Annotated in this window: 10 protein-coding genes; 8 read left to right on the top strand and 2 right to left on the bottom strand. The window is 69.5% G+C overall.

All coding sequences use genetic code 11. From position 1 onward, the window contains the following. Positions 1-27: 27 nt before the first annotated feature. From QHF85_RS31740 to QHF85_RS31755, 4 genes are all read left to right on the top strand, one after another. Positions 28-513: a nuclear transport factor 2 family protein gene (locus tag QHF85_RS31740; protein WP_281331126.1), complete on the top strand. Its 486-nt coding sequence runs from the start codon at positions 28-30 to the stop codon at positions 511-513. A 139-nt stretch (positions 514-652) separates the two neighbouring features. Beyond that, complete coding sequence (locus QHF85_RS31745) at positions 653-2,665, top strand: lysyl oxidase family protein (protein WP_281331127.1); 2,013 nt, start codon at positions 653-655, stop codon at positions 2,663-2,665. Positions 2,666-2,670: 5 nt separating this feature from the next. Continuing rightward, complete coding sequence (locus tag QHF85_RS31750; protein WP_281331128.1) at positions 2,671-3,456, top strand: glycerophosphodiester phosphodiesterase; 786 nt, start codon at positions 2,671-2,673, stop codon at positions 3,454-3,456. A 92-nt stretch (positions 3,457-3,548) separates the two neighbouring features. Continuing rightward, positions 3,549-3,950 carry a hypothetical protein gene (locus QHF85_RS31755; RefSeq protein ID WP_281331129.1) on the top strand — a complete coding sequence of 134 codons (402 nt, stop codon included), beginning with the start codon at positions 3,549-3,551 and terminating at the stop codon, positions 3,948-3,950. 6 nt (positions 3,951-3,956) lie between these two features. Here the strand turns inward: QHF85_RS31755 and QHF85_RS31760 are convergent, their stop codons facing one another. After that, the gene (locus QHF85_RS31760; RefSeq protein WP_281331130.1) at positions 3,957-4,634 is read right to left on the bottom strand and encodes a response regulator; all 678 of its coding nucleotides are present in this window, start codon (positions 4,632-4,634) and stop codon (positions 3,957-3,959) included. Positions 4,635-4,786: 152 nt separating this feature from the next. Then, a complete protein-coding gene (locus QHF85_RS31765) occupies positions 4,787-6,283 on the bottom strand; it encodes an ATP-binding protein (protein WP_281331131.1) in 1,497 nt (498 codons plus the stop codon). Positions 6,284-6,443: 160 nt separating this feature from the next. On the opposite strand from QHF85_RS31765, the gene QHF85_RS31770 reads away from it, so the two are divergent. The 4 genes from QHF85_RS31770 to QHF85_RS31785 all read left to right on the top strand — a co-directional run bounded on the left by QHF85_RS31770 (position 6,444) and on the right by QHF85_RS31785 (position 11,640). Continuing rightward, positions 6,444-7,913, top strand: coding sequence for a hypothetical protein (locus QHF85_RS31770; RefSeq protein WP_281331132.1), 1,470 nt, complete (start codon positions 6,444-6,446; stop codon positions 7,911-7,913). 21 nt (positions 7,914-7,934) lie between these two features. Continuing rightward, positions 7,935-8,636, top strand: a complete 702-nt coding sequence (locus QHF85_RS31775; RefSeq protein ID WP_281331133.1) for a plastocyanin/azurin family copper-binding protein — start codon at positions 7,935-7,937, stop codon at positions 8,634-8,636. Positions 8,637-8,878: 242 nt separating this feature from the next. Further along, positions 8,879-9,844 (top strand): hypothetical protein, encoded by a 966-nt coding sequence (locus QHF85_RS31780; protein ID WP_281331134.1) that lies wholly within the window; start codon positions 8,879-8,881, stop codon positions 9,842-9,844. Then, positions 9,841-11,640: a SpoIIE family protein phosphatase gene (locus QHF85_RS31785; RefSeq protein ID WP_281331135.1), complete on the top strand. Its 1,800-nt coding sequence runs from the start codon at positions 9,841-9,843 to the stop codon at positions 11,638-11,640. The genes QHF85_RS31780 and QHF85_RS31785 overlap by 4 nt, the downstream gene beginning before the upstream one ends. Positions 11,641-11,696: the final 56 nt, after the last annotated feature.

Raw genomic sequence — 11,696 nt, forward strand, 5'->3', positions numbered from 1 at the left:
GGCCCGTGGTCCGCTCGCCCGCCTGCCATGAACCCGAATCAAGCCTTGATCGAACAATTTTATCGGTCGTTCCAGAAGCGCGACGCCGAGGGGATGATCGCCTGTTATCACCGCGACGTCACGTTCACGGACTCGGTGTTCGTGGGCCTCGACGCGGCCGAGGTGCGCGGGATGTGGCGCATGCTCTGCGAGCGAGGGAAAGACCTCACGCTCGAATTCAGCGCCGTGCATGCCGACGATTCCAAGGGCAGCGCGCACTGGGAGGCCCACTACTCGTTCTCGGCCACGGGCCGGCACGTGCACAACGTGATCGACGCCTCGTTCGAGTTTCGCGACGGCAAGATCTACCGCCACACGGACCGATTCGACCTCTGGCGCTGGACACGCATGGCGCTCGGGCCTTCCGGGCTCGTCCTCGGCTGGACGCCATTCTTCCAGGGCGCGCTGCGCAAAAAGGCCCGGAAAGGGCTCGTCGACTACATCGCGGAGCACCCCGAGCCCGCCGGGGGCTGAGCCCGCGGCGCCCGCCGCCGAGGACGTCCGCCGCGCGGGGCCACATTTCGCGCGTGGATCGCGCCGCGGGTCCGCTTATCATGCGGGATCCGAGGGCCGCACCCGCGGCCCCTCCCGGACCCCAAAGGCGAGGCTTCGCATGCGATATCGACGGCTCATCCCGCTCTGCTTTCTCCCCGCGCTCCACCTCTTCGTTCCCGGCTGCTCGGACGACGTCTCCGACTTCGACATCGCGGACGCGGTCGTCACGATCGACGCGCGCGCCAAGCCCGCTGGCGCCGTCAACGTCAAGGTCGACGCACGAAACAGCGGGGATGCGACGTGGGTGCCCGGCGAGGTCACGCTCGCGCTCCCGGAGGGCCACGGCTTCGCGAGCGCGTCGCTCGCGCTCGGAGCCGAGGTGGAGCCGGGCGGCCACGGCACGTTCCAGGGCACGCTGACCGCGCCCGTGCGCACGGGCCTCTTCAAGCTGACCTTCGACGCGCGGTACGAGGGCGGGAAATTCGGCTTGCCGATCACCTCGCCCGCGACCGAGATCACCTGCAGCGACGGCGTCTACTGCAACGGCGCGGAGCGGCTCGTGGCGGGCCAGTGCGTGGCCGGGCCGATCCCGTGCGACGACGGCGCCGATTGCACGACGGACAGCTGCGACGAGGAGAAGGACACCTGCAACCACGTGCTCGGGCCCAACTGCGCCTCGTGCACCTCCGATTGCACGCCCGAGTGCGCGGGCAAGGTCTGCGGCGACAATGGCTGCGGCGGCAGCTGCGGGAGCTGTCCCGACGGCCAGGCGTGCGCGAACGCGACGAACGAGTGCAAACCTGCGAACCAGGCCGGTTCTTGCGCGGCGCCGCTCGATTTGCTCCCGGCGGGCACGGAGCTCGTCGGGGTCCACCACATCACGGGGGACACGACGAACGGCCTGCACGAGGTCGTGCCGACGTGCAACTCGACGAGCACGGCCGTGGAGCTCGTCTACACGTTCACGCTGACCGAGAAGCTCGGCATCGAGGCGGGTGTCTACGGCTACGACACGGTGCTGCACATCCGGAAAGAGGATCCGGCGACGCCCGCGAACGAATGCCTGGACGACAAACCCGCCGCGACCGTGGGCTGCAGCGACGACGCCTCGCCGCCCGGCGATTACGGCTCGCGCGTGGACGCGGCGCTCGATCCGGGGACGTATTACCTCATCGTCGACGGGTTCGACGCCTCCCAGTACGGCGCGTTCGATCTTCAGGTGAAGTTCACGGCGAACGGCTGCGTGCCGCATTGCGACGGCCTGTATTGCGGCACGGACGACGGCTGCGGCGGCGACTGCGGGACGTGTGATACGGGCTTCGCCTGCACGGCCGAGGGCCGCTGCCGGCCCGACCCGTGCGTGCCGGACTGCAAGGACAAGCAATGCGGCGACGACGGCTGCGGCGGGACGTGCGGCACGTGCGCCGAGGGCTCGCTCTGCGTGCCGGCGACGTCGAAATGCCAGGTCTTCGCGAACTGCGACAACGAGGCGCCGGTCTGCGACCCGCCCTGCGGCGCGGGCGAGTTCTGCGGGACGGACTGCGGCTGCCACGCGGCGAACGAGCCGATGGCGGACCTCGTGATCGACGAGAAGCGGCTCGCCGAGGAGATCCTCTTCGACACGCTCGACGTGAGCCCGAATTCGTGCGCGTTCGTCGAGGCGTGCGTGGGCGGGACGGGCCAGCGCAAGCTCCTGCGCTTCAGCGTGGAGGCGAAGAACCAGGGCATGGCGACGCTGACGGTGCCGCCGCCGTCGGAGCGGCCGGACCTCTTCCTCTTCTCGCCCTGCCACGGCCATTACCACTTCAACGGGTTCGCGACGTACGCGCTGCTCGACAAGGACGGCAAGGAGGTCGTGACCGGGCGCAAGCAGGCGTATTGCATGGAGGACACGCAGCAGATCGCCCTGGGCCCGAACGTGGGCTGCAACAAGATCTATTCGTGCGAGGATCAAGGCATCCAGCGCGGCTGGTCGGATCTTTATGGCAACACGCTCGATTGCCAGTGGCTCGACATCACGGACGTTCCCGCGGGTGATTACTTCATCCAGGTGAAGCTGAACCCGAGCCGCGAGTTCGAGGAGGTCAGCCTGGACAACAACACGGCCACGGTGCCGGTGACGATCCAGTAATCGCCATGCATTACAAGGACGGCCCCCGCCCCCGCCTGTTCGCGCATCGCGGCGCCTCGGCCGCGGCGCCCGAGAACACGCTGCCCGCCTTCGCCGCCGCGCTCGCGGCGGGGGCGGACCGCCTCGAGCTCGACGTCCACCTCACGGCCGACGGAGAGGTGATCGTCCTGCACGACGAGGACGTGGCGCGCACGACGGACGGCGCGGGGCCGGCCTCGCAGAAACGTTTCTCCGAGATTCGTGAGCTCGACGCGGGATACGGGTTCCAGGATCCGGACGGCGCCCACCCGTTCCGGGGCCGCGGCATCCGGATCCCGACGCTCGCCGAGGTGCTCACGTCGCTGCCGGGCGTGCCGCTGAACATCGAGCTCAAGGTGGACGACGATGCGCTCGTCTCCGCCGTGCAATGGGTGCTCGATCGGCACGACGGGCGGGAGCGGGTGCTGCTGACGGCGGAGGCGGGCTCGCTCATGGAGAAGATCCGGCGGCGCATGCCGAGCGTGCTGACGGGGATGAGTTTGCCCGAGTCGCTGGAGTTTCTATGCAATGGGGGAAACCCGGGCTACGTGGCGCGGGGGTTCGCCTTGCAGGTTCCGACGATGCTGGCCGGGATCCCGATCGTGACGCCGTATTTCGTGGAGGTCGCGCACGCGTGTGGGCTCGAGGTGCACGCGTGGGTGATCAACGACGAGGCCGAGATGCGCGCGCTCGTCGCGATGGGCGTCGACGGGATCATGACGGACCATCCAGAGCTCGGCGCGGGGGTGCTCGGGCGCGCGGCGGGAGATTGACGCCGGACGGACGGGCTCCATGTCCCCTGCAGACGGGGCTGCCTGCTCGGCCGAGGCGGTCGATCACGGCATTCCCGCAGGGGGGAATCACGATGAAAATCACCTGGACGGGCGCCGCGCTGCTGATCGCGGGCCTCTTCACGAGCGCGGTCGCCGACGCCGCTTGCACCACGAATCCATTCAAGATGGGCTGGGACGCGGCGAATCAGGCGTGTGAGGACATCGCGCAGGGGTACACGCCCATGCCCTGGGGCTACCATCGGGACTCGCATGGAACCCTCATCCCGCTGCCGGAGCCGGAGCGGACGTGCACGTGGCAGCAAGTCGTGGAATGCAAGAACGCGGCGGCGCAGTATCTCCGGCGATTCCAGAACCACGGCTGCGCCCGGCTCATCCGACGCAACGCCCGGCTGACGAGCGCAATCGGCACGCCCACCGGAACGGCCCAGCAGGTCTGGCGGACCTACGTCAACACGACCTGCAACCTACCCTAGCCGAACCTAGAATTTTCCGCGCACCCAGCCCGTGGACGAGGTGATCGTCCGCTGCGAGTGGGGCGCGGCGTCCGGCGATCGTTGCGAGAGGGGCGGCGCGTCGAAGTTGCGCTGCGACATGGGCGCCGCGTCCGCGGTGCGCGCCGCCGAAAGCGCTGCCGCCGAGAGCGGGGGCAAGGACTGGGACGAGGAGCCGGAGAGGGGCGGCACCTCCGAGGCCCGCGCGATGCGCGGCGGCACGTCCGTGCGCGGGCCCGGCGGCGCCGTGCTCGGCCGGATGCTCTCCGGCGCGCGGTCCCGCTTTTGCCACGTGCCATTCAGATACTCTTCGACGCGCGAGGCGAGCTCGTCGCCGTCGTTCGTCTTCGGGATGAACCCCGATGCGCCCGTGCTCAAAACGAGGCTCTGGAGCTCCCGCGCCGGCCGGTCGGAGTGAAAAACGATGGGGCACGTCAGGATGCCCTTCTGGAGCGCCACCTCGACCAGCTTGCCCCCGTGCAGCGCCGGCATGTTGACGTCGACGAGCACGAGATCCGGCTGCTCACGCGCCACGGCCGCGCCGAAGCCGAACGGCGAGTCGAGCGTGATCACCTCGAAGCCACGAGATTGCAGGAGCAGCTTGACGAGCTCGCGGCAAATCTCGCTGTCGTCGACCACGAGAATCCGTCGCTTCGTCGCGCTCATGGCTGCCTCTCGCTTCCCGAGGGTAAGGGCTCCCGCGCGTCATGCCCGGGCCATTGGCGGCATCGTATCGAGGAGCCGTTGCCACGGCAAGAAGGACGTAACCATAGGGCACGATTCGCGCGCGTGACGGAAAAACGGGGGTATGGACGGAGTCAGAATACCTCGGGCCGCACGAGCAGGACCTCGGCTCCGTCCACCGTGACGATCTCGGCAGGGCAATCGTCGGCCGTGGGACAAAGGCGCGTCGCCACGGCCGCGTAAGGCTCGCCGCCCGCGCGCAACGTGAAGCGCGCTTCCCCACGCCGAACCTCGATCCGCACGCCCTCGCCGCTCCGCGCGCCGCCCGGTGGCGCCATATCGAAGTATTCCACCGGATCGATGACAGGAATCCCACCTTCGGCCGGCAAGACGCGGACGCCGGGCCCGGTCGCCACGGCGAGGACGAGGTCGGCGCCCCGCGCAGGAAAACACATGACGGGCAGGACGTGGCTCGCCTGCGGGACGCGGAGCCGGAGGGTCGTGCCCTGGCCGCGGCGCGTGGAGATGGATATGCACCCGCCGACCCGCTGAATGGCGGCGCGCGCGGCGTCGAGGCCGATGCCGCGGCCCGAGACGTCCGTGACCTCGGTGCGCGTGGACAGCCCCGGACGAAAGAGCAGCTCCGTGAGCTCGTCGTCCTGCGCGCGCAGGGCGATCTCCGGCGTGGAAATGCCGAGGTCGATCGCGCGCGCCCGCACCGCTTCGAGGTTCACGCCCGCGCCGTCGTCCTCGACCGAGATCTCGATCTCGCCGCCCTTCTGCCGCACCGAGACGTGGATCGACGCGACGGGCGCCTTGCCCGCGGCCCTGCGCGCCTCGGGTCGCTCGATGCCGTGATCCACCGCGTTGCGGAGCGCGTGCAGGAGGACGACCTCCACGGACTCGGCGACCTCGGCGCGCACGCGCACGTCGTCCACGTCGAAGGCGACGCGGACCTCCTTGCAGAGGCTCTCCGCGAGGCCCCGCGCCGCCTCCTCGTGCGGCGCGAGCCGCGGGCCGAGCGTGACGGCCGAGAGCGAGGTGACCTCCGCGGTGAGCGCGCGGACGACGTCGCCGAGCCGCCCGCGCACGCGCCCGGCCGCGACGTGCTCCAGGAAGACGCGCGTCGCGAGGGCCGCGAGGCGCTGCTGCGTGGACATCGATACGCGATCCGGCAGGTCGACGACGGCAAAGCGGGCCTCGGGGATGGGCGCGCGGCTCTCGGGCTCGTCGGCCGAGACCTCGGCGAGGACCTCCTCGATCTGGTGCACGAACCCGTCGACATCCATCCCGGCGCTCGGGGCCGCGTCCTTCCGCCGGAGCATCACGACCATGAACCGGATGGCCATGGTCACGACGAGGTCGACCTCTTCGGGCACGCGCTTTTTGCGCCGCGCCACGGCCGCGACGAGGCCTTCGAGCGCGTGGCAAAGCGTGGCGAGCCCGCCGAAGTGCATCATGCGGGCCTCGCCCTTGAGCGTGTGCAGCTCCTGCTGCATCGCGGTGGCGATCTCGGGCCCGGCGTCGCCGTGCATGAAGTTGCCCCAATCGACCTCGGCGCGGTCGAGCCGTTCGAGCGCCACGCCGCGAAAACGCGCGAGGAGCTCGCTGGGAAGCGCGGCCAGGCTCAAGGCTCCCCTCGCCGCACGGCAGGATCGCTCACGGGTTCGGACAACAATTGCGCCCCCTGGACGGGAGGCATCATACCGAAGCGAAGAGAGAAGCGGGAGCGCAATCAACGCTCGACGGGGCGCGCCGGTGCCTGTAGGGTCGCGCGTTGGAGCAGAGGACGTGAGGAAGCCGCTCGTGATCGTGCTCTTCCTGTCCGTCGTCGGAATCGTGCCGCGCGCGACGCAGGCTGCCGACGGGGACGGGAAGGCTTCTCCGGAGGCACGCGAACGAACGGCGACGGAGCGCCTCGACGCGCGGCTCGCGGCGCTCGAAGAAGAGAACCGTCGCATGCGCGAGCGCGTGGCGGAGCTCGAACGCGCGGCCAAACAGAACGAAGCGACGCGCGAGAAGGTCGCGAAGCTCGAGGACGACGCGACCTTCTTCGATCAGCAGATCACGCGGCTCCTGCCGCTCGTGAGCAAGCTCGGTGGGTACCTCGACTTCGGGTTTTTCCGGGCGACGGGGACGGGCGCGGGCATACGCAGCGACACGGGGTACAGGTATTTCCCGGAGTACGAGGGCGACATCCCGGCGTCGTGGGTCTTTTATGGGGATCCGCTGTCGACGATGGTGAACGCGCGCGGCGAGCCGGCCGACACGGGCGAATCGCGGGCGCTCACGTTCGACGCGATCGATAGCGGCGGAAAATCGTCGTTCGCGGTGAACGCGCTCAACATGCAGCTCTTCGCGGCGCCGCGCGAGGACCTCACGCTGACGGCGTCGATCGACTTCGTGCCGCGGGCGAGGGACGTGTCGGCGCCGGGGGATCGCGCGCTCGGCGATTTCATCGACGTGAAGCTCGCGTACGCCGAGTACCTCGTCCCGATCGAGCGGTTCGAGCTCAGCCTCTATGCCGGGAAGTTCGATTCGGTGCTCGGCTGGGAGTACCGCAGCCGCGAGGCGCCCGACCGGCTCACCGTGACGCCGTCCTTGCTCTGCCGCTACACCTGCGGTTCTCCGCTCGGGCTGAAGGCGCGCGGAAAATTCTGGGACGGCGCGATGATCCTGAACGTGGCCGTGACGAACGGCAGCCACGGGAGCGAGAACTTCCCATTTCACGGCGAGATCGATCGGAACGACTGGAAGACCGTGGCGGGCCGGATCGCCTCACGCGCGCCGCTCGGCGCCGGCCTCGAGGTCGGGCTCTCGGGCTCGATCGGCGCGCAGGACCTGCAAAACGCCGAGGACGCGCTGCACAAGCACGTCGGCGTGGACCTGCACCTCGATTGGCACGATTTCGATGTGACGGCCGAGGTCATGCACGGCTTGTTCGCCGGGAAGAGCGCGCCGGGGGACACGAAGTGCGGCCTCGCCCCCTGCCTCCGGTACCGCGGCGGTTATCTTCAGGTGGGCTATCGGGTGCTGAACTGGCTCACACCTTATGCCCGGGTCGACGCGCGCGATGCGATACATCGGAGCGGCGCGAGCTTCGTCTACCTGTCCCAGGTCCTGCGCGCGACGGCCGGGGTGCGGATGGAGCTCGGGCCCCATCTCATCCTCAAGGCCGAGTACAATCTGAACCGCGAGCTGGGCCGCGCCCCCCAGTTTCCGAACGACGTGTTCACGAGCTCGATGCTCCTGAAATACTGAAGCTCCCGAGGAGAATGGCGCATGCGTCTCTGCTCTCGCCCCACAGGCCTCGTGATCACCTTCGGCGCGGTGACGCTGCCGCTCACCTTGTCCTTGTTCGCCCCGCAAGAGAGCCGCGCCGAGGCGCCGGCCGTGGGGAACGTCTCGGGCGTGGTCACGGTCCTCGTGGACGACGCGCCGAAGGCCGATCGATCGGGCATCGTGGTCTACCTGGAGAACGTGCCCGGCGCGGCCGCCCCGGCCGGCAAGCGCGAGATCCGCCAGAAGAACCTCGCCTTCACGCCGGGGCTGATGGTCATCGTGAAAGGGACGACCGTCGAGTTCCCGAACGACGACAAGGTCTTCCACAACGTCTTTTCGGTCTCGAAGGCCGCGCGCTTCGATCTCGGGCTCTACAAGAGCGGCGAGAGCAAGTCCGTCACGTTCCGCGAGGCCGGCGTGGTGGACGTCTACTGCAACATCCACCCGCACATGGTCACGAAGATCAAGGTGCTCGACAACGGCTTCTACGCCGTGACGGGCGCGGATGGATCGTTCCAGATCAAGAACGCGCCGGTGGGGACCTACCCGGTCGTGGCGTGGCAAGCGCACGGGCCGGAGGTGCGGGGTGAGGTGACGGTGACGGCGGGCGGGACCTCGGCGTTCAAGCCGACGCTCGCGGAAGGCACGGCGTCGAAACGGCATCTGAGAAAGGACGGGACGCCATACGGTCGGTACAAGTAACGGCGCTCCTCGCCTGCACGCTCGCCTGCAATCCCAAAGCGTCACGGGAAGGCGAAGAGCGCGCGGGAACGAACGTCGAAACGAAGGCGCCCGCGTCCTCGTCCCCGGACAAACCCTCCCTCGCGCCGCCGCGCGCGCGCGCGTTCCCCGCCGATCGATGCGGCGATTGTCACGGCACGCTCCACGCGGAGTGGAAGACGTCGGGACACGCGCGCGCGCGAAGCTCGCCGTTCTACGTCGCGATGCGCGACCGCGCGAAGAACGTCGTCTGCGAGACGTGCCACGCGCCGCTCGCGACGCTCACCGATCCCACGGAGAGGGTGATCGACGAGGGCGTGACGTGCGAGGCGTGCCACGCGATCCGCGACGTCGGAGAGAATGCGGCCGAGCCGCGCTACACGTTCGACCTCGCAGCCAACCGCAAGTTCGGGCCGTACTGCGACGGGAAAGACAACTACTTCCACAGGATGGGCTGCGCGCCCTGGTTCCGCGACGCGCGCCTCTGCGGCGGCTGTCACACGTTCTCGATGCCGCTCGCGGACGGCAAGAGCTTGCCCATCATCAACGAGTACGCCGAGTGGCGCGCGTCGAGCTTCTCGGTCTCGGGGACGGCGTGCCAGGACTGCCACATGCCGCCGGAGGTGGACCACGCAGCGACGGGCAGCGCGCGGAAGGTGCGCCTGGGGCAGCACGGGTTCATGGGCGAGAAGGGCGACCTCGTGCGCAAGGCGCTCGTGATCGTGGCATCGGCGACAACACGAGCAGGTAAGCTCGTGGTGTCCGTGGAGCTGAAGAACGAAGGCGCGGGGCACGCGGTGCCGTCGGGGTTGCCCGGGAGGCAGGTCGTCGTGCGCGTGCAAGCGCTCGACGAGAAGGGACGAGCGCAAGCGCGCGAGGAGCGCACGATCGGGCGGGTGCTCGTGGACGAAGCAGGGCGCGAGGTGCCGTTTTACGCCGCGCGGGCCGAGAAGATCGACGAGCGGATCGCGGCGGGCGAGGCGCGCACGTTCGCGTTCGAGCTCGACGCGCCCAAGGCGGGTTCGCTCGTGATCGACGTGGCGTGGCGCTCCATGTCGCCCGCGCTCTCGGAGGCGCTCGGCGTGCCCGTGGAGGAACGTTCGATGGGGAAGATCGAGATGCCGTTCGGCGGACACCGAAGCGGCAAGGGGCGCGAGCACCTGCCGAAGACGGTGGTGGCGCGGCCATGAAGTTCCGGAGCTCGTTGCTCCTCTGGATCGTGCTCCTCATCGCGGCGATCACGGTGGCCACGGCGGGCAGCGCGGCGATCGTGCTGGAGCGGCGCGCACGGGAGGAGCTCGGCGAGGCGCTCGAACGGAGCGCGCGCGTGTTCGCGTCGCACCGCACCGAGCGGCTGCGAACGCACGCGGTGAAGGCGCACGTGGTGGCGGAAGAGCCGCGCCTCAAGGCGGTGGTGGCGACGGAGGACGTGTCGCCGGAGACGGTCTACGGCGTGGCCGACGAGCTGCGCAAAGCCGTGAAGAGCGATCTGTTCCTGATGACGGACGGAGCGGGGATCCTGCTCGCGGACGTGGCCGATCCGAAGGCGTCGGGCTTCGACATGTCGAAGGATCCGATCGTGGCGGGCGCGCTGCGCGAGGGCGAGACGTCCGGGCTCTGGACGAACGACGGCAAGCTCTACGAGGTGATCGCGCGGCGGCTCTCGTTCGGGACCGACACGGTCGGCGTGCTGGTGCTCGGCTTCGCGCTCGACCATGCGCTCGTCGAGGAGGTGCGTCTCCAGACGGGCAGCCTCGTGGCCGTGACGGATGGGCCCACGGTGGTGGCGCACTCGAAGCTCGAAGATGGGACGGAGGCGCCGAGCGAGGTGCTCCGGATGTTCACGGCGTCACCCGCGCCCGAAGGCGGGCCGTATCTGTCGACGTCGCGGACGCTGGAGACAGGCACGGGCAAGGCGCGGACCGTTCACCTCGCGCGCTCGCTCGACCGCGCGCTCGCTCCCTCCCGCGAGCTCGAAGTGCGCGTCGCGCTCATCGCGCTCGTCGCGCTCGCGGCGGCGGCGGCCCTCGCGCTCGTGCTCTCGCGCAGGCTCTCGCGTCCGCTCGATGGGCTCATGGCGTTCGTGGGCGACGTCTCGCGCGGAAAGCTCGACGCGCGGGCCGCGGTGCAAGGCCCGACGGAGATCCGCGCCCTCGGGGAGGCGATGAACCGGATGGCGCGCGAGATCGCGGAGTCACGCGAGCAGATGGCGGCGAAGGAGCGGCTCGAAAAAGAGCTCGAGATCAGCGCGCGGATCCAGACGTCGATCTTGCCGCGGCGCCTCGACGTGCCGGGGCTCGACGTGGCGGCGCGGATGATCCCGGCGAGCGAGGTCGGCGGCGACTACTACGACGTCTTCCCCGTCGAGGGAGGCGGCGTCCTCGCGATCGGCGACGTGGCGGGGCACGGCCTGCAATCGGGGCTCGTGATGCTCATGGTGCAGAGCGCGATCGCGGCGCTCGGGCGGGAGGATCCCGAGGCACGGCCGAAGGACCTCGTGCGCGTGCTGAACCTCGTGCTCTACGACAACATCCGCAACCGCCTGCGCAACGACGAGCACGTGACGCTCACGGTGATGCGCTACCACCGGAGCGGACGCGTGGTGTTCGCCGGCGCGCACGAGGACATCGTGATCCTGCGCGCGAGCACCGGGAAGATCGAGACGATCCCGACACTCGGCCCGTGGGTCGGCGCGATCCGCGACGTCGCGCGGACGGTGCAAGACGACGAGCTCGTCCTGCAGGACGGAGACGTGATGGTGCTGTACACGGACGGCGTCACGGAAGCGCGGAGCGCGTCGGGCGAGATGTACGGGATGAAACGGCTCACGGCGCAGATCGAGGCGCTCGCGGGCGAACCCGTGGAGCGGATCCGCGACGTGATCCTCGACGACGTGGCCCGCTTCTCAGACGGCAAAGGTCAAGAGGATGACGTGACGCTCGTGGTCGTGCGGTACAGGGCGAGCGAGACGCGCGCCGAAGGCTGAGATAGATTCTGCAGCCGATGCGCACCGCCGCGCCCGGGATCCAGGACCGCGAGGAA

Source organism: Polyangium sp. 6x1 (assembly GCF_029946515.1).
Taxonomy (GTDB): Bacteria; Myxococcota_A; Polyangia; order Polyangiales; family Polyangiaceae; genus Polyangium.